Origin of the sequence: Halomonas sp. G11, from assembly GCF_001663515.1 — a bacterium.
Lineage (GTDB): Bacteria > Pseudomonadota > Gammaproteobacteria > Pseudomonadales > Halomonadaceae > Vreelandella.
Map to the genome: position 1 here is coordinate 52,318 of NZ_LYXG01000041.1, position 24,229 is coordinate 76,546.

The following is a 24,229-nucleotide window of genomic DNA, read 5'->3' on the forward strand; positions in this document are numbered from 1 at the left end:
CGCGAGCGTCAGCATGTTGTCATCCTCCCCCGAAGCCACCCCACGCGAGGTGGCTATCCAATTGCTCGCGAGGCGCGAATACTCGCGCACCGAGCTGGCGCGCAAGCTGGAACAGAAGGCGTTTGCTGCTGAGGATATCGACACCTGCCTGGACGCCCTGGTCGAGCAGGGCCTGCAGTCGGATGAGCGATTTGCCGAAAGCTTCATTCGGTCACGGGTGAATCGAGGGCAGGGCGTTATTCGCATCAAAGGCGAGTTGCGCCAGCGCGGTATCGACCAGGAAGTCGCCACGGCAGCGTTTGCGACCGTCGAGGAACGCGAGGCCGTCGACTGGTTCGAGCTGGCCCGTGATACCCTGGCGCGGCGCTTTTCATCGCCCGGTGCCACCCCTAAAGAACGCGCTAAACGCGAACGCTTTCTGGCGATGCGGGGGTTTGATTTTGACCAGATTCGCTACGCGCTGGATTGCCTGTAGCCTGCTTTATTGGGCGATTAACCCTTCTTTCTGATCGCTCTGCCACTAACTGCGGCTTTAGTCGTTTGACAACTGCGCTATAATGGCGTCTTTGCGACCCCAGCGGGTAGCGGCGACAGCGCCCTGGGGCATCACGCTTTATTGTTACGGATACCCTATGAAGAGCGCAGAGATCAGACAGGCCTTTCTATCCTTTTTTGAAGAACACGGGCACACCATCGTGCCCACGAGTTCGCTAGTGCCGGGCAATGACCCGACGCTATTGTTTACCAATGCGGGCATGGTGCCTTTCAAGGATGTTTTCCTGGGCCGTGACCCACGCCCCTACGTGCGCGCCACCTCGGCACAGCGCTGTGTTCGTGCGGGTGGCAAGCACAACGACCTGGATAACGTCGGCTATACCGCTCGCCACCACACCTTCTTTGAAATGCTGGGCAACTTCAGCTTTGGTGACTACTTCAAGCGTGATGCCATTCGCTTCGCCTGGACCTTTCTTACCGAGACCCTGGGCTTGCCCAAGGACAAGCTGTGGGTCACGGTACATATCAGCGACGACGAAGCCGAGCGTATCTGGAAAGACGAGATCGGTATCGATCCTGAACGTTTTTCCAAGCTCGACGAAGATAACTTCTGGCAGATGGGCGACACCGGCCCCTGTGGTCCCAGTTCCGAAATCTTCTTTGACCACGGCCCCGAGGTCTGGGGTGGCCCGCCGGGAAGCCCGGAAGAAGACGGCGACCGCTATATCGAAATCTGGAACCTGGTGTTCATGCAGTTCGATCGCGACGCCGAAGGGACGCTTAACCCGTTGCCCAAGCCGTCCATCGATACCGGCATGGGATTGGAGCGTGTCGCTGCCGTCATGCAGGGCGTGCACTCCAACTATGAAATCGACCTGTTCCAGAACCTGCTGCAGGCTGCCGCAAGCGCTACTGGCTACGCGGATACCACCGCGCCTTCCTTGCGGGTAATTGCCGACCACATCCGTTCCTGCGCGTTCTTGATTGCCGATGACGTACTGCCGTCCAATGAAGGGCGTGGTTATGTACTGCGCCGGATCATTCGTCGAGCGATTCGCCATGGCCACAAACTGGGCGCCACAGAGCCGTTCTTCCACAAGCTGGTTGACGCACTCGATGTGGAAATGGGCGATGCCTACCCCGAGCTGCGGGACGCTCGCGACCAGATCACCCGTGTCCTGCTCAAGGAAGAAGAGCAGTTTGCCCGTACGCTGGATCACGGCATGGGGCTGTTAAGCGCGGCACTCGATGACCTGCAGGGCGACGTATTGCCGGGCGAGACGGTGTTCAAGCTCTATGACACCTACGGATTCCCCTACGACTTGACCGCCGATGTGTGCCGCGAGCGCGAAGTGACGCTGGATGAAGAGGGATTTCAGCGGGAACTGGAAGCCCAGCGCGAGCGTGCCCGTGCGGCCAGCCAGTTTGGCGCCGATTACAGCGCTTCCATCGAGCTGGACGGCGAAACCATCTTTACCGGCTACGACCGGCTGGAAGACCAATCCAGCGTGACCGCCCTGGTGGATACCGAAGGCAACGAACTGGCAGCACTGGAAGCGGGGCAGAAGGGCGTTGTCGTGCTTGATCGCACCCCCTTTTACGGTGAATCGGGTGGTCAGGTCGGCGATACCGGTTACTTGTATGTGGACGGTGGGCGTTTCCAGGTCACCGACACACAAAAGCAAAGCGGCCACCATCTTCACCAGGGGATCATGGTCGAGGGCACGATGAATGTCGGGGCCAAGGTGCGCGGCGAGGTGGATGCCAGTCTGCGCTCGGCCACCGTTCGCAACCACTCAGCGACCCACCTGCTGCATCAGGCGCTACGCATGGTGTTGGGTGACCACGTTCAGCAGAAAGGTTCGCTGGTCAACGCCGAGCGCCTGCGTTTCGACTTCAGCCACTTCGAGCCCATGACCGCCGAGCAGCTGGCCGAAGTGGAGCGGCTGGTCAACGAACAGATCCTGGCCAACGCGCCGACCAAAATCGAGCAAATGAGCCTGGATCAGGCCAAGGCCAAGGGCGCAGCGGCGCTGTTTGAAGCCAAGTACGCCGATAACGTCCGCGTGCTGACCATCGGCGCCGATGACTTCTCGATTGAGCTGTGCGGCGGTACCCACGTGGCGCGCAGCGGCGACATCGGTTGCTGCCACCTGGTCAGCGAAGCAGGCATTGCCTCAGGGGTGCGCCGCATCGAAGCGATTACCGGCGAAAATGCCCTGGCGTATTTCCGCGAACAGGAAGCCCGCGTCCAGCGGCTGGGCGAGCGGTTGAAGACCAAGCCCGAGCAGGTTGAGGCACGTGTCGAAGGGCTGGTCGAGCGCAACCGGAGTCTGGAAAAAGAGCTTGAGCAACTCAAGGCCAAGCTCGCCAGCGCCGCCGGAAGTGACATGCTTAGCCAGGCGCAGGATATTAACGGCGTCAAATTGCTGGCGACCCAGCTCGAGGGCGTATCGGGTAAAGAGCTGCGCGGCGTTCTCGACCAGCTCAAGAACAAGCTGGGTTCGGGCGTGATCATTCTTGGCGTGGCCGACACTGACGCTGGCAAGGTCAGCCTGATTGCTGGCGTCACCAAAGACCTCACCGACCGTGTCAAAGCGGGTGAGCTGGTCAACCATGTGGCCTCTCAGGTAGGCGGCAAAGGAGGTGGCCGCCCTGATATGGCCCAGGCAGGGGGGAGTCAGCCCGACGCGCTTCCCGCTGCGTTGAACAGTGTACCGGCATGGTTGGAAAACACGCTTAGCTAAACAGAGAAGCCGGTGGCATTATTTGCTACCGGCTTTTTTGCTTCATACATTTCCAAATCACAGGAAAACGGCATATGGCACTATACGTTCAGAAGTTCGGCGGCACCTCGGTGGGCTCTGTCGACCGTATCAAGGCCGTGGCGGAAAAGGTCAAAGGCTTTCGCGACCAGGGCCATCAGGTGGTCGTGGTGGTCTCCGCGATGAGCGGCGAGACCAATCGCCTGACCGATATGGCGCACGCGTTGAACGACGACCCCGCCCCGCGCGAGATGGACATGCTGCTGTCCACCGGCGAGCAGGTGACGATCTCTCTGCTGGCGATGGCGCTCCAGCAGGCAGGTGTGGCGGCAACGTCGCATACCGGTGCCCAGGTGGGTATCCACACCGACAGTGCCTATACCAAGGCGCGCATCCAGCGTATCGAAACCGAAGACCTGAAAGCCGACCTGGACGCCGGTCAGGTTGTCGTGGTGGCGGGCTTCCAGGGTGTCGATGAAGAAGGCAATATCACCACCCTGGGTCGTGGCGGTTCAGATACCACCGGCGTGGCGCTGGCGGCAGCACTGGGCGCCGATGAATGCCAGATCTATACCGACGTCGATGGCGTTTACACGACCGACCCCCGTGTCTGCTCCAAGGCGCAACGGCTGGAAAACATTACCGTTGAAGAAATGCTCGAGCTGGCAAGTCTGGGCTCGAAAGTACTGCAAATTCGCGCGGTCGAGTTTGCCGGTAAATACAACGTTCCCCTGCGGGTGCTGTCGAGCTTTGAAGACGGCCCCGGTACCCTGATTGTTGCAGAAGCAGACAAAGACGAGGATTCCATGGAAGAACCGCTGATCTCCGGTATTGCCTTTACCAAAAACGAAGCCAAGCTAACCCTGCTCAACACGCCTGATGTGCCGGGTGTTGCCTCGCGTATTCTGGGGCCGATTGCCGACGCCAATATCGAAGTCGACATGATCGTTCAGAACGTGGCCCCAGCAGGCGATTACACCGACTTCACGTTTACCGTGGCCAAGGGTGATTACAAGGCCACCAAAAAGCTGCTTGAAGAAACCGTGATTCCAGGCCTGGGCGGCGGTGAGTTGCGTGGCGACGATAATATCGCCAAAGTGTCCCTGGTAGGTGTCGGTATGCGCTCTCACGCGGGCGTGGCATCGAAAATGTTCCGCGTGCTGGCTGACGAAAACGTTAATATCCGTATGGTGTCCACCTCCGAGATTAAAATTTCGGTGGTGATTGACGAGAAACATATGGAGCTGGCCGTGAATGCATTGCACAAGGCATTCGGCCTGGATAAGTCAGATATCGAATCTGAATAACATTAACGCCTTATACCTTCTACGCTGAAGGGTACTTGCCGCCGTGTGGTGGTGAGCTTTCTTTCAACGGGAGGTTAAGGTGTCATGGAGCCTGTGCCTTTGGTGGCAGGGGGTACCATGCCGCATAATGACATGGTACCGCCGCCGGCGGACACATCCCGTTGTATAAAACGTCTGAGAAGGAGATCAGCCATGCTCATCCTAACCCGCCGTGTCGGCGAAACCCTGATGATCGGGGATGAAATCACCGTCACCGTACTAGGTGTGAAGGGTAACCAGGTTCGTATCGGCGTCAATGCGCCAAAAGACGTGGCGGTTCACCGTGAAGAGATATACCAGCGTATTCAGCGCGAACGCAGCGGTGAGAGTGAAGCCGAGTGAGCGTTGTTTGGCGGTGCGATAGTGCCGTGTCATACGTGTAAGGTAAGGTCGGCGCGAAAAAAATCCGAGCAGGGCTGGACAACTTTCTGCCAAATCGGTAATATTCGCGCCGTGCCGTTAAGGAGAGGTGGCCGAGTGGCTGAAGGCGCTCCCCTGCTAAGGGAGTATAGGGTTTATAGCCCTATCGAGGGTTCGAATCCCTCTCTCTCCGCCAGCCGCACATCAAGGTAAGCGCCCGTAGCTCAGCTGGATAGAGTATCTGACTACGAATCAGAGGGTCGGAGGTTCGAATCCTCCCGGGCGCGCCACCTTTTTCAGATGTTGTTTTACCCGTGTTTTTAGATAGATAACGTGGAATAACATCCACGCGCCCGTAGCTCAGCTGGATAGAGTATCTGACTACGAATCAGAGGGTCGGAGGTTCGAATCCTCCCGGGCGCGCCAGATTCCAAACCCGTCCTTTTCAAGGGCGGGTTTTCTGCTTTCTAGTCAGGCTCAAGCGACTCGTGCTTGAGCCTCGTGCTCGTTTAGCGCCCCACTTAACGGTAGGGGCGCTTTTTTTATGCCGTCTCGGCCATGCGGGCTGGCACAACCAGGCTTTCCAGCAGGGTGTCCAGGTCGGTAATCCGCTTGACGCGCTGAAAGTGCAGGTTGGCCTCCGCATTGCCCTGCCGCATCTGCGCAAGCCACTGTTTGACGAGCGATACCACCACTTTCTTCGGCAGCTGTTGACGTTGACGATGAGCGTATTGCTTGAGAACGCTGGCGCGCATTGACCAGGTGGTGTCGGCCAGGCGTTCGCCGGTGCGTTGCCAGTGTCGTATCCTGGGCGCCAGCCAGGGGTCGGCCAGGGCGCTGCGTCCCAGCATGACATCGCGGCATCCGGATAGCGTGCGCGCTTTCCAGTAGTCTTCCAGGGACCAGATATCGCCATTGGCCACCACCGGCAGTGAAACGCGGTGGCGAATCCTGGCGATCCACTCCCAGTGAGCGGGTGGTCGATAGCCTTCGTCGCGGGTGCGCCCGTGAACCACGAGCCGGGCGGCGCCGCCGGCTTCAGTGGCCTGGGCGCAGGCAATGGCCAGGCGGCGGTCAGAGAACCCCAGACGGATTTTGGCCGTCACGGGAATTTCGCCGTCCAGGGCGGTAGCAACCGCTTTCACGGCCTGATAGACGCGCTCGGGCTGGCGCAGCAGCGATGCGCCGCCGTCGTGACGGTTGACGAGCTTGGCCGGGCAGCCGAAATTAAGATCAATGCTGCGCGCCCCGAGTGACAAGGCCTGGCGGGCATTGGCGGCGAGAGCCACCGGGTCGGCGCCCAGGAGTTGCAGGTGAACTGGAATACCGCTGGGAGTGGCAACCTGGTCGCGGGCGAGTTCAGGGCAGTGCTTGTAAAACACCCGAGGGGGTAGTCGGGCATCGACGACACGTACAAATTCAGTCACTGTCCAGTCAAACCCAGGCGTGACCGTCAGCAGCTCGCGCGTGACCGCATCGATCACCCCCTCCATGGGGGCTAGTCCGATTTCGCCTTTATGTAGTAAATTAACAACCATGACTTACACCATCGCGCCATTGCATTCTTCAGGGGGTGTGGCAGGTTAGTGTATTCCCAGCATTGCGCCAAGCGTCAATGGGCGGTCGCGTTGATGGTCTTATCCGTTACCAGAAAGGAGAAGCCTTATGCAGGACCCGGAACTATTACAGGAAGGCCTCGGGCTTATGGCGTTAGGTATGGGGTTTGTGTTTGTTTTTCTTGCGATTTTAGTTTTTTTGCTGACCTTGATGTCAGGCATTATTCGGCGTTTTCAGCCTGCTCCCGCGCCGGTTGCGCCCGGTGGCGGGGCCAAGCCTGCACCCCGGGGGAAAGGACAGGACGATGAGACGCTAGCCGTGATTAGTGCTGCAGTGCACCGTTATCGCTCGAAAAGACGTCGTTAACTTTCATCTTTTGTCGGGGCGCTCCGGGCAATCCGCATAATTTTTTGTTATTTTTACTACAAATAAACATTCCTTGACTACGAGCCAAGCCATGAACGAAACAAAAAAACCACTAGGCATTACCGATGTCGTGCTGCGCGACGCCCATCAGTCGCTGTTTGCTACCCGTCTGCGTCTGGCTGACATGCTGCCGATTGCCGAAAAGCTGGATAAAGTCGGCTACTGGTCCCTGGAAACCTGGGGCGGCGCGACGTTCGACGCCTGTATTCGCTACCTGGGCGAAGATCCCTGGGAACGCATTCGGGCCCTCAAGGAAGCCATGCCCAATACACCCCAGGCCATGCTGCTACGCGGCCAGAACCTGCTGGGCTATCGTCATTACGCCGACGATGTGGTGGATAAATTCGTCGAGCGCGCCAAAACCAACGGTGTCGATGTATTTCGCGTCTTTGATGCCATGAACGACCCGCGCAATCTGGAACGCGCCATCAAGGCGGTTCGCCAGGTGGGCGGTCATGCGCAGGGGACTATTTCTTACACGGTTAGTCCGGTCCATACCCTGGATAGCTGGGTTGACCTCGCCAAGACCATCGCGGCCATGGGCGCGGATTCGTTGGCTATCAAGGATATGGCGGGTCTACTCACGCCTTACACCGCGTTTGAGCTGGTCTCGCGTCTCAAGAAAGAGCTGTCGATCCCCGTGCACCTGCACTGCCATGCCACCACGGGGCTTTCCACCTCGACCATTCTCAAGGCGGTCGAAGCGGGCATTGATAACGTCGATACCGCCATTTCGTCGATGTCGATGACCTACGGCCACAGCCCCACCGAATCGGTGGTGGCGATGCTCAAGGATACCGACCGCGATACCGGGCTCGACCTTGAACTGCTGGAAGATATCGCCAGCTACTTCCGCGGCGTGCGCAAGAAGTACGCTGCCTTTGAAGGCTCGCTGCGCGGCATCGACTCGCGGATTCTGATCGCCCAGGTACCGGGCGGCATGCTGACCAACATGGAAGGCCAGCTCAAGGAGCAGGGGGCGGGCGACAAGCTCGACGATGTGCTCACCGAAATCCCCCGCGTACGCGAAGACCTGGGCTTTATTCCGCTGGTCACGCCGACCTCGCAGATTGTCGGCACCCAGGCCGTCATGAACGTGATGATGGGCGAGCGCTACAAGTCGATTTCCAAGGAAGTCCAGGCGCTGCTCAAGGGCGAATACGGCGCCGCGCCTGCGCCCTTCAACAGCGAGCTGCAACAGCGCGTGCTGGAGGGCAGCGAGCCGATTACCTGCCGCCCGGCGGACAACCTCTCGCCGGAAATGGACAAGCTGGCCAGCGAACTGAAGGACAATGCCAAGGCCGACGGCATTCGCCTGGCCGACGGCGAGCAGCAGGTCGACGACGTGCTGACCTACGCGCTGTTTCCGCAGATTGGTCTTAAGTTCCTCAAGAACCGCGACAATCCTGACGCCTTTGAGCCCGAGCCCCAGGCCGCCGAGGCGGAAACGGCCAGCGTCCCTGCCAAGGCAGAAAGCCAGGCACCTGCCGTAAGTGCCGGCCCGGAAACCTACACGGTCAAACTCAACGGCAAGGCGTTTGTGGTGGAAGTCGCTGAAGGCGGCGACATCAGCGATGTGAAAGAGCAGCCCGCGGGCGGTGCCGCTCCGAAGGAAGAAGCACCGGCCCCCAGCGGCGAGGCCATTACCGCGCCGCTCGCTGGCAACATCTTCAAGGTCAATGTGCGCCCGGGCGATACCGTCGAAGCGGGTGACGTGGTGATTATTCTTGAAGCGATGAAGATGGAAACCGAAGTGCGTGCCAGCAGTGCCGGAACCGTTTCGGCTGTTAGCGTCAGTGAAGGCGACAGCGTTGTCGTTGGCGATACGCTGATAGAACTTTAAGGACCCTCCACATGGATAAATTACTGACCCTATGGCAAGGCTCCGGGCTTTATAACCTGGAGTTGGGCCAAGCCGTGATGGTGATGGTGGGCCTGCTGCTGCTTTATCTCGCCATCTACAAGAAGTTTGAGCCACTGTTGCTGGTGCCGATTGGTTTTGGTGGCATTCTCGCCAACATCCCCGAAGCCGGTTTGGCGCTGTCCGCGCTGGATCAGGCGATTGACGTGGGGCGGCCCGTGCTGCTGGAACAGATCGCCTCGGCGCTGGGTGGCAGCCTGGACAGCCAGGCGAATATCGAGAGCTGGCGCACGAGCCTTCAACAGATGATGGCCAATGGCGCATCGGCCGAGCAGCTTGCTACCGCAAAAGCCGTGGCCAAGGGGGCGGGCTACGGCGATGGCTTGCTGTACATGTTTTACACCGTGGCGATTACCTCGGGCATTGCACCGCTGATTATCTTCATGGGCGTTGGCGCCATGACCGACTTTGGGCCGCTGCTAGCCAATCCGAGAACGCTGTTTCTCGGCGCCGCCGCACAGTTCGGCATCTTCGCCACGCTCTTCGGTGCCGTGCTGCTGTCGTCGATGGGCTGGATGGATTTCTCGCTCAACCAGGCGGCCGCCATCGGCATTATCGGCGGGGCGGATGGCCCGACGTCGATCTACGTCTCGAGCATGCTGGCCCCTGAACTACTGGGTGCCATTGCCGTGGCCGCCTACGCCTATATGGCGCTGGTGCCGTTGATCCAGCCGCCGATCATGCGCCTTCTGACCTCAAAGAAAGAGCGCGAGATCACCATGACGCAGCTGCGTCCGGTGTCGAAGCTCGAGAAAATCGTGTTTCCATTGCTGCTGTTGATCCTGGTGGCGTTGTTTCTACCCGATGCGTCGCCGCTGTTGGGGATGTTCTGTTTTGGCAACCTGATGCGCGAATGCGGCGTGGTCGAGCGGTTAAGCGACACGGCGCAAAACTCCCTGATCAATATCGTGACGATCATGCTCGGGCTGGCGGTGGGCTCCAAGCTCATGGCCGACAGCTTCCTGGCCGTGGAAACGCTGGGCATCATGGCGCTGGGGATCGTCGCCTTCGGGATCGGCACCACGGCAGGCGTGCTGATGGCCAAACTGATGAACCTGGTGAGCAAAATGCCGATCAACCCCTTGATTGGCGCGGCAGGCGTTTCGGCGGTGCCCATGGCGGCACGCGTGGCCAACAAGGTGGGGCTGGAGTCCAATCCGCATAACTTCCTGCTGATGCACGCCATGGGGCCGAATGTGGCCGGGGTGATCGGCTCGGCGGTGGCCGCCGGGGTGATGATCAAGTACCTGGGTTAGGCGAAAGCGCCTGGCCCATAGCAAAACGGCCGCACCTCAAGGGGCGGCCGTTTTTTTGCCTAGGTGTTGATGATCTGCGCGTTAATGGACTGCTTCAGGCGGCTTTCCAGCGGTGTCAAGTCGAGTTCCCAGTCACTCGGCCAGCCGATGGTGAGCGCGACTCCCTTTCCGTCATACTCGGCGTTGACCACGGGAATGGCCTGCTCCTCGCACCACCCGCGGGCAATGGATTCGTCGGCGAAGGAAAAGCATACCCGGTAGTGAACGCGTTGGATAACTTGCCGGGTTTCCAGGGTATCGAGGGCCTTGTTCACCGCCTGGGCATAGGCCCGGGCCAGCCCGCCGGTGCCCAGTTTGGTGCCGCCAAAGTAGCGGATCACCACGCAGCCTACCTCGCCCAACTGACTACCTTGAAGCGCTTGGAACATGGGGCGGCCGGCAGTGCCGCCGGGCTCGCCGTCATCGGAAAAGCCAATGCGCTGCTGCTCGCCCGGGGCGCCGGCGATGTAGGCCAGGCAGTGGTGGCTCGCATTGGGGTGTGCCTGCCTGGCGGCCTTTGTCAGTGCCTCCGCGGCGTCAACCTCCGGGGTATGGGCTATCCAGGCAATGAAACGGCTCTTCTCGACCTCGATCTCGTCAATATGCCAAGTGCCTGGGGGCAGTTGGGGTACGCGATAACGCATGAATATCCCGGCAATTTAGTGTGTCACGGGATGATGCTCAATTCCCATGAACATGCCAAGTACCTGAATATCGCGATTATGCAAAAACACTTCGGGGTGCCGGGCATCATCCAGCCACAGGCGTACGCCCGCCCGGCTAATGGATAGCTGCTTGAGGGCGAGGCTTTGCTGATTGATTTCGGCGATAACGGTCTCGCCCTGACTATCGTCCTGATAGCGCCGAATCACGATGACATCGCCATCGAACAGGTTGCAGTCGGCCATCCGGTTGCCGCGCACTTTCAGCGTATAGGTGTTACGGCGAGTCATTCGCGCTGCTGCCGACGGGATTGCATAGGGGCGTGGCGTTGGGCGCGTCGTCGGTAATGCGGCGTTCATCGACATGTTCATCGGCTTTCTCCAAATCAGCGCCCGGTCCCTAGGCAAGATCTATCGGTAGACACGATACGGTTGTTAGGTTTTTACATGTTCTTTCATACAGTGTTTGTCCAGTATAAACCTGTTTTTGCATACAGTGCCAGGAATAATTATCCAGTGGTTTGGCAACCTGGCCTGAGCGAGGGTCGCAGGCTGGCGCGACTAGCGGGGAAATGGCTTTGAGTGTAGAGTTCAAGCCAGTATTCGATTGCGTGGGGTGGCATGTGTCGCTGAGTTTGCAAGGCCGTCAACTGGGGTGTGAGCGCGATGGCCGCTGGCTCTTCGAGGGGCTGGATATCGACGTCAATCGCGGTGATATATGGCACGTGGGCGGTCCCAATGGCAGCGGCAAAACCACGCTGCTAAAAGTGCTGGCCGGGCAATTCAACGAGTTTTGCGGGGCACTCCACTGGCAGGGCAAGCCGCTGGGACAGAGTCAGAGTCGCGAACACTTGGCCGCCAACATGCTCTACCTGGGGCATTCGCCAGGCGTGAGTGCGGGCCTGACGCCGCTGGAAAACCTGGCCTGGTACCAGGCATTGCACGATGAATGCAGCGACGCGACGCAGCGCGAAGCCGCCCTTGCGGTCATGGGGCTTGAAGGCTTTGAAGATGTCCCGGTGGGGCATTTATCAGCGGGTCAGCAACGCCGCGTGGCACTGGCAAGGCTGAGTCTCACGCCGCGTGCTCTCTGGATACTGGATGAGCCTTTTACGGCCATCGATCAGGCGGGTGTCGAGGCGCTGGAGGCGCAGTTGCTTGCCCATGCCCGGGACGGAGGGGCCGTGGTGATGACGACCCACCATGTACTCGCTATTGACCATCCGCTGCGTCATGTTGCGTTGGGCTAAAGGAGCCAGAGTTGCCGCCTTCAGAAACCACACAGCGCGTTGCAGTACTGGCCGAACCGACCTCCAGGCGCCTCGGCGTCGCCTTTGGCGCAACCCTGTTACGTGACCTTAATCGCGTGCGCCGTCGGCGCGGTGACGTGCTGAATCCGCTGGTCTTCTATGCCCTGGCGGTTAGCTTATTTCCCATCGGTATTTCACCCGAGGCAGAGCTGCTGGCCGTCATGGCGCCGGGGCTGTTATGGGTCACGGCGCTGCTCGCCACGCTGTTGTCACTGGATGGCCTTTTTCGCAGTGATTTCGATGACGGCAGCCTGGAGCAGATGATGCTTTCCCCTCAGCCGCTTGCGGCATTGAGCATCGCCAAGGTGGCCGCCCATTGGCTGGTTACCGGCTTGCCGCTGGCGCTCATGGCGCCCCTGCTGGGTATCATGCTGGCACTGCCTGTCCACAGTATCGGGGTGTTGATGGCATCGTTAGCGCTGGGGAGTGCCAGCTTGAGCCTCATCGGCGGTATTGGTGCAGCATTAACCGTCGGTTTGCCCCGGGGTGGCGTGCTACTCTCGCTACTGGTTTTGCCGCTGTATATTCCGGTGCTGATTTTTGGCACCGGGGCGGTTCAGGCGGCTATCCAGGGCGATGCCGTACTGCCTCACCTGGCGATGCTTGGCGCCTTGCTGGCCGCGGCGCTGATATTTGCTCCCTGGGCCATTGCCGCGTCGCTGCGTATCAGTATTAACGGGTAGGGATGAGCACTGTATGTGGGGCTTGATACATAAGCTGGGGTCGCCAAAGTGGTTTTATTACCGGAGCGCAGCGCTGCAGCCCTGGTGCTGGGGCGTGGCTGCCGTGTTGCTGCTGGTCGGCAGCGTATGGGGGCTTGTCTTCGCCCCCGCCGACTACCAGCAGGGCAACAGCTTCCGCATCATTTATGTGCATGTGCCCGCCGCCTTTTTGGCCCAGTCGGTGTTTGTCGCCATGGCGGTTTCCGGGCTTGTTTTCATGGTCTGGAAAATCAAGCTTGCTGATATGGCGGCCGCTGTCATGGCCCCGTTGGGCGCGGCCATGACCTTTGTCGCGCTGTTTTCCGGCGCGGTGTGGGGCGTGCCCACCTGGGGTACATGGTGGATATGGGACGCCCGGTTGACGTCCATGCTCATTCTGCTGTTCTTGTACCTGGGCGTGATAGCGCTGCGCGGCGCCTTTAGCCGCCGGGATAGCGGTGCGCGGGCGGCATCGGTGCTGGCCATGGTCGGCGTGATCAATATTCCCATCATCAAGTACTCGGTGGACTGGTGGTACACCTTGCACCAGCCCGCCTCATTTACGTTGACCTCCAGACCCGCGATGCCGGTGGAAATGTGGCTGCCGTTGCTGATTATGGTGGTAGGCTTTTACGGCTTCTTTATCGCCCTTACGCTGACCCGTACGCGCAGTGAAATACTCCGTCGCGAAGCCAACACGCGGTGGGTGAAAGCGTTACTTGAGGAGGTTAACTGATGGTGGCCTCGTTGGCTGAATGGGTGTCCATGGGCGAGCACGGTGTCTACGTGTGGTCTGCCTGGGGAATCACGGCCGTATTTATGCTGGGCCTGACACTGCATGCCCGGCTTGAACGTCGACGATTGTTCAAACACCTCAAGCGGGTGGCGCGGCGGCGGGCCGCAGCCCCGCAGCAAAGAGGGCATTGCGATGACCCCAAAGCGTAAGCGCAAGCTATATGTAATCGTCACGCTGGTCAGCCTGGCCGCCGTGGCCGTTGGCCTGACGCTGTATGCGCTGCGGGCCAACATCAATCTGTTTTTTAGCCCCGTGCAGATCGCCCAGGGAGAAGCCCCCATGTCGCGTTCCATCCGTGCGGGGGGCATGGTGAAAGTCGGCTCGGTATCCCGCGATGCCGATAGCTTGAATATTGAATTTACCGTTACCGACTATGTAGGCGATCTGCAGGTTGACTACCAGGGCATCCTGCCCGACCTGTTTCGCGAAGGCCAGGGCGTGGTCGTGGTGGGCGAGCTGCAGGACGACGGCCGTTTTCGTGCCGATGAGGTCTTAGCCCGGCACGACGAGAACTATATGCCCCCCGAGGTCGCACAAGCCCTGGAAGAGGCCGGTTACTCGCCCGCCGATTTTCAGGCCAAGGCCGCCGAGGTAGGCCAGCAGCGCAAGGACGATATGTGATGCGCCGCCACCTCGCCGTCGATTGTCGTGCTCAGCCGGAGTACCCATGCTGACCCGGATATTGCCCGAAATAGGTCATTTCGCCCTGATCATTGCGCTACTGATGGCGGTGGTGCAATCAGTGCTGCCATTGGCCGGAGCCGCAACGCGACGCCCTCTGTGGATGGCTTACGGGCAACCCATGGCCACCGGCCAGTTCCTGTTTGTGCTGCTGGCCTATGCCTGCTTGACGGCCAGTTACGCCATGGACGACTTCAGCGTGGTGAATGTCGCCAACAACTCCAATTCGCTGTTGCCCTGGTATTACAAGCTCAGCGCCGTATGGGGCAACCATGAAGGCTCGGTGCTGCTGTGGAGTCTGATGCTGGCGGGCTGGGGATGTGTTGCCGGCTGGTGGTCGCGGCGCCTGCCCCGGGACATGCTCGCCCGTGTGCTCGGTATCCTGGGGCTGATCAGCGCCGGCTTTCTGTTGTTTATCCTGTTGACCTCCAATCCCTTCGAGCGGCATCTGCCCGACATCCCTGCCGATGGCGCGGACCTTAACCCCCTGCTGCAGGATATCGGTCTGATCATTCATCCGCCCATGCTGTATATGGGCTATGTCGGGTTTTCGGTGGTGTTCGCCTTTGCCATCGCCGCCTTGCTGGGAGGGCGCCTGGATGCCGCCTGGACCCGCTGGGCAAGGCCCTGGACCAATGCCGCCTGGGCGTTTCTGACGGTCGGGATTGCGCTGGGCAGCTGGTGGGCCTACTACGAGCTGGGCTGGGGCGGCTGGTGGTTCTGGGACCCGGTGGAAAACGCCTCGCTGCTGCCATGGCTCACCGGCACGGCCCTGATTCACTCGCTGGCGGTCACCGAAAAACGCGGCTCCTTCAAGAGTTGGACGGTACTGCTGGCGATTGCCACCTTTTCGCTTTCGCTGATGGGCACCTTCCTGGTCCGTTCCGGTGTGCTGACCTCGGTGCACGCCTTTGCCAACGACCCATCAAGGGGGCTGTTCATTCTGGTGCTGCTGGCCATCACGGTCACGCTTTCCCTGGTCGTGTTTGCCCTGCGCGCGCCGCGCGTCAGCCATGCCGTGGGGTTTAACTGGCTGTCCCGGGATGCCCTGCTGCTGATCAATAATGGCCTGCTGGTGACCGCGACGATGACGGTGCTGCTGGGCACCCTGTATCCGCTGATTCTGGATTCCCTGGGGCTGGGCAAGATCAGCGTGGGGCCGCCTTATTTCAATGCACTGTTCGTACCGCTGACGGTGATTGCCTGCCTGTTCATGGGCCTGGGGCCGATGGCGCAGTGGAAGTCGACGTCGCCTGGCAAACTGGCCCGCAAGCTGTGGCTGGCGGGGTTGCTGGCGCTGGGGCTGGGGGCACTGGTGCCGCTGGTGTATCGCGGCGAATGGAACCTGTGGGTGACCTTGGGGTTGTCGACAGCGCTGTGGATAGGGCTGTCATTGAGCCGTGACCTGTTCGACAAAGTGCGGCATCGGCACTCGATATGGAAAGGGCTGCGCAGCCTGTCGCTGGCTTATTGGGGGATGGTGCTGGGCCATCTGGGGGTAGCGGTGACCATTGTCGGCGCCACGGTGGTCAGCCAATATGCGGTGGAGCGCAACGTGCGCATGTCGCCGGATACCCGCGTCCAGGTGGCAGGCTATCACTTTACCATGACCGAGCTTTTCGACCGGCGCGGTGCCAACTTCCTGGCCGATACCGCTGTCATTGAAGTACAGCGGGGTGACAGCCGCCATCGTTTCGAGATGCAGCCAGAAAAGCGGCTGTATCTGGCGACGGGCATGCCCATGACCCAGGTGGCGCTTAGCCCGGGCCTCTTTCGTGATCTTTACGTGGCCATGGGTGAAGAGCTGGACGATGGCAGCTGGGCAATGCGTATCCAGTACAAACCCTTTGTGCGCTGGCTGTGGCTAGGCGGTCTTCTGATGGCGTTGGGCGGTGTGCTGGCGGTGTTCGACAAGCGCTACCGTAAGACGCGCCCGGCACGAGTGGCCCAGGAGGGACAGGCATGAAACGACGCTGGCTCCTGTTTCTGTTACCCGTTGCGTTTTTAGGACTGGCGCTGTTTTTCTTTGAGCGCTTGTCCCAGGACCCCGCAGAACGTGACTCGGCGCTGATGGCCCGGGACTTCCCCGCCTTTGAGGCCACGACGCTTGCAGACGAAAATCAGCGGGTCGATCAATCGTTGCTCGAAGGCCAACTGACACTGGTCAATGTGTGGGGCGAGTGGTGCGCCGCCTGTCGCCAGGAAATGCCCCAGCTGCTTGACCTGGCGGATCGTGGCATCCGTCTGGTGGGGGTCAACTACCGGGATACCCGCGAGAATGGCCTGGCGTTTCTGGATGAGTTCGGCGACCCCTTTGCGGCCAACATTTTTGATCCTGAAGGTGACCTGGGCTTTGAGCTTGGCGTCATTGGCGCGCCGGAAACCTTTGTGGTCGATGCGCAAGGTATCATTCGCTATCACCATAAAGGCTATGTATCCCCCGAGGATGTTCGCAACCGTCTGCTGCCGGAGGTGGAGAAATGGCGCTGATTCGCGGCTTAGGCCTGGTGATGCTGATGCTATGCGCGCTGTCGGCGTGGTCGGCCGGTATCGAACTGCGCGGCTTTGACGACCCGGTGAAGGAGCAGCGCTATCGCGACCTGACGGCCTCCATGCGCTGCCCGTTGTGTGAAAACCAGGCGATCGATGATTCCAATGCGCCAATTTCCGCGGACATGCGGGAACGCGTGTATCAGTTGCTTGACGAGGGTAAGTCGGACACGGAAATCATTCATCACATGGTGCAGCGGTTTGGCGACTACATCCTCTATAACCCGCGCCTGGAACAGCGTACCTATCTGCTCTGGGGCTTGCCGGTCGGGCTCTTGGTGCTGGTGGGTGTTGTCGTCGCATGGATCGTCAGGGCCCGTCGTCACGCCTCGGCGAAGGCGCTGACCGCTGACGAGCAGGCGCGACTGGATGCCCTGATCGAGCGTAAGGAGTCGTCGTGACCCAGCTTTGGATCGCCCTTGCCTGCGTATTGCTGCCTGCGCTCTGGCTGTTGGTGCTGCCGTTGCGCACGGCGCGCCGCTGGCGCGATAAGCAGCTGGCCTTCGAGCAGCATGACACCGCCGTCGAGCAGAATGTCGCCATCTTTCAGCGGCGTCTGGCAGCGCTTGAGAACGCCCATGCCGACGGTAAAGTGGACGCCACGCAATTGGCTGAAGAACGTCTTGAACTGGAGCGCAGTCTGCTGGACGATACCGCCACCCGGCAGCGTCGGCCGCTCAAGCCTTATGCGTCGGGGCGTTGGGTCGTGCCACTGGTGATGCTCGCGCTGGGAGCGGGCAGCCTGGCGTGGTACCAGCAGCAGGGCGCGGCGGACGATCTCGTGCTGTGGGCCATTGGTCAGGAGGTTCGCGAACATCCGGAGGGCTCACGGGAGATGTATATCGAGCGGCTTGAGGCCCAGGCGTCACAGCAGCCGTCGAACCCCAACCTGTGGAGCACGCTGTTTCCGCTATACCGGCAAACCGGCCAGGCGGATAACGCCGTGGCGGCGCTTGAGCGTTTGATCGCCCTGGAAGGCCGCCAGCCATCGCTGCTAGCCCAGCTCGCGCAGCTGCGCTTTTTCATGGCCGGGCGTGAGCTCACCGACGAGGTGCAGGGGCTTGTGGACGAAGTGCTGGCGGAAGATCCACGCCAGCCCACTGCGTTGGGTATACTCGGCATTCACGCCTTCGACGCTGGCGACTACGCGCAGGCGATCGACCGCTGGCGGCGTGCCGTAGCCAATGTTGAAAACCCGGACATTGCCGCATCGCTGCGCGAGGGGATTCAGGTGGCGCAATCGCGCCTTGGTGAAGAAGAAGGCCGTCAAGTCACGCAGGCAGACGGCCCGGGGGTGCAGGTCAGGGTGTCGCTTGACCCCGATCTGGCAAGTCAGGTTGACGGTGATGATAAAGTCTTTATCGTTGCTCGCGATGTGGATGGCGAACAGCCACCGCTGGCGGTGGTTCAAGGTCTGGTCTCAGAGTTGCCAATGACCGTCGTGCTGGATGACCGCGCGGCCATGACGGCCGATGCGCAGATATCGCAAGCGCGCGAGGTTCGCCTGATGGTACGTGTTTCACCAACTGGCCAGGCCAGCCCTCAGGCAGGGGATTTATGGGGTTCTGTCGACCGGGTCGACGTTGGCCCGATTAACGCACGAGAGGCTACCAGGGTGACCATTGATCGTGTCTTTGAATAATCTCAACGTGAAGTCTCCATGCGTTTAACGTCAATACGTCTTGTCGGTTTCAAATCCTTTGTCGACCCGGTCACGGTGCCTTTCGACGGTAATATGACGGCTGTCGTCGGGCCCAACGGTTGCGGTAAATCGAATATTATCGACGCCGTGCGCTGGGTGATGGGCGAGTCTTCCGCCAAGACGTTGCGCGGTGAGTCCATGTCTGACGTCATCTTCAACGGCTCGACGGGCCGCAAACCGGTTGGGCAGGCCTCCATCGAACTGAAGTTCGATAACCGGGATGGCGCCATGGGCGGGGTCTACGCCCAGTACGCTGAAATCGCGGTGAAGCGGCTGGTCACCCGCGACGGCCAGTCCAACTACTTTTTCAATGGCCAGAAATGCCGCCGTCGGGATATCGCCGACCTGTTCATGGGGACCGGGCTGGGCCCGCGTTCCTACGCCATTATTGGCCAGGGGATGATATCGCGGCTGATCGAAGCCCGCCCTGACGATCTGCGTGCCACGCTGGAAGAAGCGGCGGGGATCTCCAAATACAAAGAGCGTCGCCGGGAAACCGAAAACCGCATGCGGCGTACCCAGGAAAACCTGGAGCGTCTGGACGACATCCGCGAAGAGCTGGATAAGCAGCTTGAACGCCTCAAGCGTCAGGCCGAGGCCGCCAAGCGTTACCAGGCATTGAAGCAGCAGGAATTCCAGCTGAAAGGCGAACTTGCCGTGCTGCGCGGGCGTGCCCTGAGGGCGGAACAGGCCCAGCAGGAAAGCCGTGTGCGCGAGCTGGAAATCGCCGTCGAGAAAGACGTATTCGGCGTTCGCCAGTGCGAAACCCGCCTGGAGCAGGCCCGTGAGCAACACGATGAGCTGGCTGAAGTCCTCGAACGCCACCAGCAACAGTTCTTTGAGACCACCACCCGCATCGCCCGCCTGGAGCAGGACCAGTCCCACCGGCGCAGTCGGGAAGCGCAACTGGCAAGCGACATCGAGACGGCGCGGCGAGACCTCGACGAGCAGCGCCAGGTCAGCGAAGGCGACCAGGAACGTCTGGCCGCCATTGAAGCGCGGTTGGACGAATTGCTGCCCGAGCACGAAGCACTCGACGAACAGCTGGAAACGCTGGAACAGGCCCTGGCCGATGCCAGCCCCTCTCTGGAGGCCGCCGAACAGCAGTGGGCGGATGCCGAAAGCCACTGGCGGGATGCCAGCCGCGAGGCCGAGCGCCGCCAGGACCAGTTGCGAGACCTCGAACAGCGAATTGCCCGCCTGCAGGCCGAACGCCAGCGCCGCCGTCAGCAGCGGGGCGAGCTTGCCGATGTCACCGAATTACGCAGTGAGCACGCTGAATGCCAGGCCCGCAAGGAAGAGGCCGAGCAGCGTGCGGAGGCCTTCCAGGCCGAGCGCGACCAATGGCAGCAGCGCTACAGCGAAGCCAAGGCGGCTTACCAGCAGGCGACCCAGACCCGCGACCAACAGCGCGCCGAGTTGAGCCAGCGGCAGGGCGAACTTGCCTCGCTGCAGGCGCTGATTGATGCCGCCCTTGCCGATCACGACCCGCACCTCACCGAGGCGTTAGCCGCCCACGGGCTTGCCGAGGCGCCACGGCTGGGTGAGGCCATCAGCGTCGAACCCGGCTGGGAGCGGGTGATCTCCTGGCTGCTGGCACCCTGGCTCAATGCCCGCCTGGTCGCCGATGATCAGTTGCAGGCTCTGCCCGATGCGCTGGCCACCGACTGGTGCTTGATTGACCGGGCGTCGCCTGCCTTGCACGGCGGGCAACGCCTGGACGCCCTGGTCAGTGGGGCGGGCGCGCTGGGTGAATGGTTGGCAAGTATTCACTATGCCGAGAGCAGCGCCGAGGCGGATGCGCTATTGGCCACGCTTGCCCCGGGGGAAAGCGTGGTCACCCGTGAGGGAGTGTGGCGCGGGCGTGGCTGGTTGCACCAGCAGGCCAACGGCGACGGCGTGGACGCGCTGTTGGTCACCCGGCGTCGCTATGATGAGCTGGCGGCCCGCCGGGAGCAGGATGAAGAGGCGCTGGCGCTTGCTGAAGCCCAGTGCGAGACGGCCAGTGAAACCATCGAGACGCTGGAGCACACCCGCGATCAACAGGCGGAGGAAGAGCGTGCCCACGCCGCCACGCTCCAGCAGCTGGCGGTCACCGAGCAGCGCCTTTCTCAGCGTCTGGAACATCTGGAAAGCCGAGCCACAGAACTTGACGAAGAATTGAGTCAACTGCAGGAAGATGAAGCAGAGTTAGCGCTTACTCTCGATGAGCAGCGTGCCCGCTGGCATGAGGCCATGGAACAGCTGGAAATGGCGGCCCAGGCCCGCGATGAAAGCGCCGAGCAGCGGGATCACCAGCGCGAACAGCGTGAACGGCTGAATCAGCAACATGCACCACTGAAAGCCCGCCAGCAGGCGCTGGCGCTTGAGCGGGAGCGTCTCAACACCGAGCTTAATAGCCTGCGTTCCCAGCAGTCGCGTAGCCGGGAAAGCGAAGAGCGCCTGACGCTGCGTATTGAAGAGCTGGAAGCATCGCGGGAGACCCTGCTGGAGCCCGACGAACTTGCCGCCGAGGAGCTTGAAGAGCTGCTCCACCAGCGCGAACAGCAGGAGCAGCGTTTAAACGACACCCGCCAGCAAACCCAGACGCTGGCGGAGCAGTTGCGAAACGACGAACTGACCCGTCAGCAGCATGAGCGTAACCTGGAGCAAAGCCGCGAGCAGTTGCAGCAGCGCCGAATGGACGTTCAGGCGCTGGCGCTGAAAGCCGCCACCCAGGATGAGCAGCTGACTGAGCTGGGGCACGATGTCGATGCGTTGACAGAACAGCTTGCCGACGACGCCACTGAAACCGCCTGGCAGGAACGTCTGGAAAGCACCACCGACAAAATTCGTCGCCTGGGGGCCATCAACCTGGCGGCCATTGAAGAATACGATCAACAGGCCGAACGGCGTGACTACCTGGAAGCCCAGCACGCCGAACTCAGCGAAGCGCTGGAAACCCTGGAACGTGCCATTAAACGTATTGATCAAGAAACCCGGGTGCGTTTTAGAGATACGTTTGACCGGGTCAATACCGGATTGCAAACCTTGTTCCCGAGAGTGTTTGGCGGCGGCACTGCCTGGTTAACGCTCACCGGTGACGACTTATTGGAAACCGGTGTGGCGATCATGGCGCGTCCACCGGGTAAAAAGAACAGCACGATTCATCTTTTATCCGGTGGCGAAAAAGCACTGACGGCACTCTCGCTGGTATTCGCTATATTCCAGTTAAACCCGGCGCCTTTTTGTATGCTGGATGAAGTCGATGCTCCCTTGGATGATGCTAACGTTGGCCGCTATGCCAAGTTGGTAAAAGAGATGTCGGAAAACGTTCAGTTCATCTACATCACCCATAACAAAATTGCCATGGAGGCCGCCGAGCGATTAATGGGGGTCACCATGCAGGAGCCGGGGGTCTCGCGGATGGTCTCGGTAGGTATTGAAGAAGCGACAGCGATGGTGGATTAATGCTCGCAAGTGTTAACGTTATTAACTACCCTAACGGTTAATGATCCACATCCCAGCGTTAAAAAAGGTGACTCGAGGCGCTAAACTTATCTATATTATATGGCGATGAGTGTTTTTGGCCTTCAGTAGTGTTAAAAAATGCGCTAAGCACATCCGGCTTCCGGTACTCGGCAGGGCGATGTTTAAAGGGGCCGAGCTTGCATTGCAAACACCGGTTTCAATCGCAAAGGATGTTGCTATCGCGTAAGGTAGTTAATTAATAGGCAGGCATTGGGGCACTTATCGCCGACGGTATAGTCGAATTTTTGCCTTAGATAACGTTAAAAACTGTGCGATAACGTGAAAATTAGCAAAAAGTGGCCCTTTTCGTAGTAATCGCGCTATGCTTAGGGTAAGTATAGGTTTAACAGTAGTGATCTAATTTTCAGGCATCGCGCCTTAGCAACCGTCAAAATGACCCATGGAATGTTCAACATGGAATTAAGAGAGTGGCTAATCATTTTAGGGCTGGCGCTGGTTTCCCTCATCGTCATCGATGGGGTGAGACGACTCCAGCGCCAGCGCCGTGTTCCTCGCCTTGACCAGTCTGTCGGCGAAACTCCGTCAAGTCGATCCACCGAGTTTGACGATGAGGCTAAAGAAGCCGAAGTCAACTGGGAGCTCCCCAACGGGGGAGCACGTGTCGTTAAGCCTGCTGATTATAGCGGTCTCAATCAAAAGCCGAAGTTGGAACGCCAAGAACACCCGGGTCCCTCGAAAATACTTTCACAGTTTAAACGCAGTACCTCCAAGGCAGGTTCTCCCGCCTCTTCAAGGGTTGAAGAGAGCCCAAGGGTTGAAGAGAGACAGGATGAGCAGCCCGTCACCACGCGCACAGCCGAGGCACCAACGACGCGTGCCCAGCGCCCCGAGGTGAAAATGCCCGAGTCAACGCCAGAGCCGGAAACCAGCCGTCGCGAGTCGGCGCGGTCCTCCTCGGACGATGTCAGCCCTGCGTCTGATGATGCCGTCACCGCCAGCCGCGAGCCTCGTTTAAGTGCCATTGATGAAAACGAGGCTGAACGTCAGGCGGCCCCACAAGCTGCCCATGACGACAGGCCGGTCTTGAGGGCCGAGCCGGAGGATGCGGCATTCGCCAAACATGCCACCTCCGACGGGTCGACGAAACGTCGTCATCTGCGCAACGATATTGCCGGTGAGTACCCGGATGAAGACGAAGAAGACACCTACCGTCTGGTCGACTTTGAGGAAATCGGTCGTTCACTGAAACAGAAAATGATCGACCATCGCAAAGCGCGGGCGAAGAAAAAAGCCGAGAAGGCACGTCGCGCTGAAGCATTGGCCAAACAGAAAGCAGAACGCAAGGCGCTTGAAGCCGAGCAGCGCCGGGCAGCCGAGGAGGCCGCCGAGGCAGAGAAAGCCCGCATTGCTCAGGAGCAGGCGAAAGAACGCGAGCTGGCTGCCCAGGCCGCCGAGGAAGAACGCCTCGCCCAGGCGTCCGAGATGGCCCAGTATGCCGCCGAGGAAGAAGCTTATGACTCGGTAGAGCCACAAGCGACCCGTCACGAGCCTGATGAAGGGGTAGTACGTACTCACCCTGCACTGGAAAAAGCATTGCGGCACGATGTCTGCGGTGAACACGCCAAGGAAACGTTGACCAATGCAGAAGAAATGATCGTCATCAGCGTGCTGTCACGCGATCCGGAAGGATTTGACGGTGGCAAGTTACTGGAACTGATGATGGCCTGCGGCCTGCGTTATAGCAGTGCCATGGGGGTTTTCCACCGCTTCGAAACCGAAAGTGCCGACAGCGAGCTGCAATTCTCCATGGTCAATGTCGTCAAGCCGGGCACCTTCCCCATTGAAGAGATGGATGAGTTCGTGACGCCCGGCATTACCCTGCTCATGCCGCTACCCGGCGCCCACGACAGCTCGGCAGCGTTCGAGGCCATGGTCGAAACCGCCATGGTGGTTGTGCGGCATATGGGTGGCGAGCTTAAAGACGAGAACCATAGCGTGATGACGGCCCAAACCATCGAATTTGCGCGCCAACGCGTGCACGAGTTTGAACGCCGCCATCGCCTGCACCGCCATATGCAGGCCCACTGACAAGGCACTTGTCATCCAGCACCCGTCCTCTTGCAGAGGGCGGGTGTTTTTTATTTTATAATGCCGTTAACTTGTATCACCGTTACTAGCCTGTCGACGAGAA

Annotated in this window: 21 protein-coding genes and 3 tRNA genes; 21 read left to right on the forward strand and 3 right to left on the reverse strand. The window is 60.0% G+C overall.

Annotation, left to right across the window (positions count from 1 at the left end; translation table 11 throughout):
• Window positions 1–13 precede the first annotated feature (13 nt).
• From ADS46_RS14725 to ADS46_RS14755, 7 genes are all read left to right on the forward strand, one after another.
• Window positions 14–475, forward strand: a complete 462-nt coding sequence (locus ADS46_RS14725; protein ID WP_066321312.1) for a regulatory protein RecX — start codon at window positions 14–16, stop codon at window positions 473–475.
• Between the two features lie 157 nt (window positions 476–632).
• Window positions 633–3,242, forward strand: a complete 2,610-nt coding sequence (gene alaS, locus ADS46_RS14730) for an alanine--tRNA ligase (RefSeq protein WP_066321314.1) — start codon at window positions 633–635, stop codon at window positions 3,240–3,242.
• Between the two features lie 74 nt (window positions 3,243–3,316).
• On the forward strand, window positions 3,317–4,567 hold the full coding sequence (locus ADS46_RS14735) for an aspartate kinase (RefSeq protein ID WP_066321316.1): 1,251 nt from the start codon (window positions 3,317–3,319) through the stop codon (window positions 4,565–4,567).
• Between the two features lie 192 nt (window positions 4,568–4,759).
• Window positions 4,760–4,948, forward strand: coding sequence for a carbon storage regulator CsrA (csrA, locus tag ADS46_RS14740; RefSeq protein ID WP_066321318.1), 189 nt, complete (start codon window positions 4,760–4,762; stop codon window positions 4,946–4,948).
• A gap of 121 nt (window positions 4,949–5,069) precedes the next feature.
• Window positions 5,070–5,162: transfer RNA gene (locus ADS46_RS14745), tRNA-Ser, on the forward strand.
• A gap of 17 nt (window positions 5,163–5,179) precedes the next feature.
• Window positions 5,180–5,256: transfer RNA gene (locus tag ADS46_RS14750), tRNA-Arg, on the forward strand.
• Between the two features lie 59 nt (window positions 5,257–5,315).
• Window positions 5,316–5,392, forward strand: a tRNA-Arg gene (locus ADS46_RS14755).
• Between the two features lie 116 nt (window positions 5,393–5,508).
• Here the strand turns inward: ADS46_RS14755 and ADS46_RS14760 are convergent.
• Window positions 5,509–6,459, reverse strand: coding sequence for a tRNA dihydrouridine synthase (locus ADS46_RS14760; RefSeq protein WP_066321774.1), 951 nt, complete (start codon window positions 6,457–6,459; stop codon window positions 5,509–5,511).
• 172 nt (window positions 6,460–6,631) lie between these two features.
• On the opposite strand from ADS46_RS14760, the gene ADS46_RS14765 reads away from it, so the two are divergent.
• From ADS46_RS14765 to ADS46_RS14775, 3 genes are all read left to right on the forward strand, one after another.
• Window positions 6,632–6,889 carry an OadG family protein gene (locus tag ADS46_RS14765; protein ID WP_066321319.1) on the forward strand — a complete coding sequence of 86 codons (258 nt, stop codon included), beginning with the start codon at window positions 6,632–6,634 and terminating at the stop codon, window positions 6,887–6,889.
• A 91-nt stretch (window positions 6,890–6,980) separates the two neighbouring features.
• Window positions 6,981–8,792, forward strand: a complete 1,812-nt coding sequence (gene oadA / locus ADS46_RS14770) for a sodium-extruding oxaloacetate decarboxylase subunit alpha (protein WP_066321321.1) — start codon at window positions 6,981–6,983, stop codon at window positions 8,790–8,792.
• A gap of 11 nt (window positions 8,793–8,803) precedes the next feature.
• Complete coding sequence (locus ADS46_RS14775; RefSeq protein ID WP_066321323.1) at window positions 8,804–10,126, forward strand: sodium ion-translocating decarboxylase subunit beta; 1,323 nt, start codon at window positions 8,804–8,806, stop codon at window positions 10,124–10,126.
• A 59-nt stretch (window positions 10,127–10,185) separates the two neighbouring features.
• Here the strand turns inward: ADS46_RS14775 and ADS46_RS14780 are convergent, their stop codons facing one another.
• Window positions 10,186–10,809 (reverse strand): IMPACT family protein, encoded by a 624-nt coding sequence (locus ADS46_RS14780; protein ID WP_066321324.1) that lies wholly within the window; start codon window positions 10,807–10,809, stop codon window positions 10,186–10,188.
• A 15-nt stretch (window positions 10,810–10,824) separates the two neighbouring features.
• A complete protein-coding gene (locus tag ADS46_RS14785; protein WP_085918900.1) occupies window positions 10,825–11,118 on the reverse strand; it encodes a LexA family protein in 294 nt (97 codons plus the stop codon).
• A 332-nt stretch (window positions 11,119–11,450) separates the two neighbouring features.
• On the opposite strand from ADS46_RS14785, the gene ccmA reads away from it, so the two are divergent.
• The 11 genes from ccmA (at window position 11,451) to zipA (ending at window position 24,126) form a co-directional block, all read left to right on the forward strand.
• Window positions 11,451–12,077 carry a cytochrome c biogenesis heme-transporting ATPase CcmA gene (ccmA, locus tag ADS46_RS14790; protein WP_066321775.1) on the forward strand — a complete coding sequence of 209 codons (627 nt, stop codon included), beginning with the start codon at window positions 11,451–11,453 and terminating at the stop codon, window positions 12,075–12,077.
• An 11-nt stretch (window positions 12,078–12,088) separates the two neighbouring features.
• On the forward strand, window positions 12,089–12,820 hold the full coding sequence (ccmB, locus tag ADS46_RS14795) for a heme exporter protein CcmB (RefSeq protein WP_066321328.1): 732 nt from the start codon (window positions 12,089–12,091) through the stop codon (window positions 12,818–12,820).
• Between the two features lie 13 nt (window positions 12,821–12,833).
• Complete coding sequence (locus ADS46_RS14800; RefSeq protein ID WP_066321329.1) at window positions 12,834–13,574, forward strand: heme ABC transporter permease; 741 nt, start codon at window positions 12,834–12,836, stop codon at window positions 13,572–13,574.
• Window positions 13,574–13,783 (forward strand): heme exporter protein CcmD, encoded by a 210-nt coding sequence (gene ccmD / locus ADS46_RS14805; protein ID WP_066321330.1) that lies wholly within the window; start codon window positions 13,574–13,576, stop codon window positions 13,781–13,783. Before ADS46_RS14800 ends, ccmD begins: the two co-directional genes overlap by 1 nt.
• Window positions 13,767–14,255, forward strand: a complete 489-nt coding sequence (gene ccmE, locus ADS46_RS14810) for a cytochrome c maturation protein CcmE (RefSeq protein ID WP_066321332.1) — start codon at window positions 13,767–13,769, stop codon at window positions 14,253–14,255. Before ccmD ends, ccmE begins: the two co-directional genes overlap by 17 nt.
• A gap of 46 nt (window positions 14,256–14,301) precedes the next feature.
• On the forward strand, window positions 14,302–16,281 hold the full coding sequence (locus ADS46_RS14815; RefSeq protein WP_066321334.1) for a heme lyase CcmF/NrfE family subunit: 1,980 nt from the start codon (window positions 14,302–14,304) through the stop codon (window positions 16,279–16,281).
• Window positions 16,278–16,805 (forward strand): DsbE family thiol:disulfide interchange protein, encoded by a 528-nt coding sequence (locus ADS46_RS14820; protein ID WP_066321336.1) that lies wholly within the window; start codon window positions 16,278–16,280, stop codon window positions 16,803–16,805. Before ADS46_RS14815 ends, ADS46_RS14820 begins: the two co-directional genes overlap by 4 nt.
• Window positions 16,796–17,266 carry a cytochrome c-type biogenesis protein gene (locus tag ADS46_RS14825; RefSeq protein WP_066321338.1) on the forward strand — a complete coding sequence of 157 codons (471 nt, stop codon included), beginning with the start codon at window positions 16,796–16,798 and terminating at the stop codon, window positions 17,264–17,266. The genes ADS46_RS14820 and ADS46_RS14825 overlap by 10 nt, the downstream gene beginning before the upstream one ends.
• Complete coding sequence (gene ccmI, locus ADS46_RS14830; RefSeq protein ID WP_066321339.1) at window positions 17,263–18,507, forward strand: c-type cytochrome biogenesis protein CcmI; 1,245 nt, start codon at window positions 17,263–17,265, stop codon at window positions 18,505–18,507. Before ADS46_RS14825 ends, ccmI begins: the two co-directional genes overlap by 4 nt.
• 18 nt (window positions 18,508–18,525) lie before the next feature.
• The gene (gene smc, locus ADS46_RS14835) at window positions 18,526–22,017 is read left to right on the forward strand and encodes a chromosome segregation protein SMC (RefSeq protein ID WP_066321340.1); all 3,492 of its coding nucleotides are present in this window, start codon (window positions 18,526–18,528) and stop codon (window positions 22,015–22,017) included.
• Between the two features lie 474 nt (window positions 22,018–22,491).
• Complete coding sequence (gene zipA, locus ADS46_RS14840; protein WP_066321341.1) at window positions 22,492–24,126, forward strand: cell division protein ZipA; 1,635 nt, start codon at window positions 22,492–22,494, stop codon at window positions 24,124–24,126.
• The last annotated feature ends 103 nt before the right edge of the window (window positions 24,127–24,229 follow it).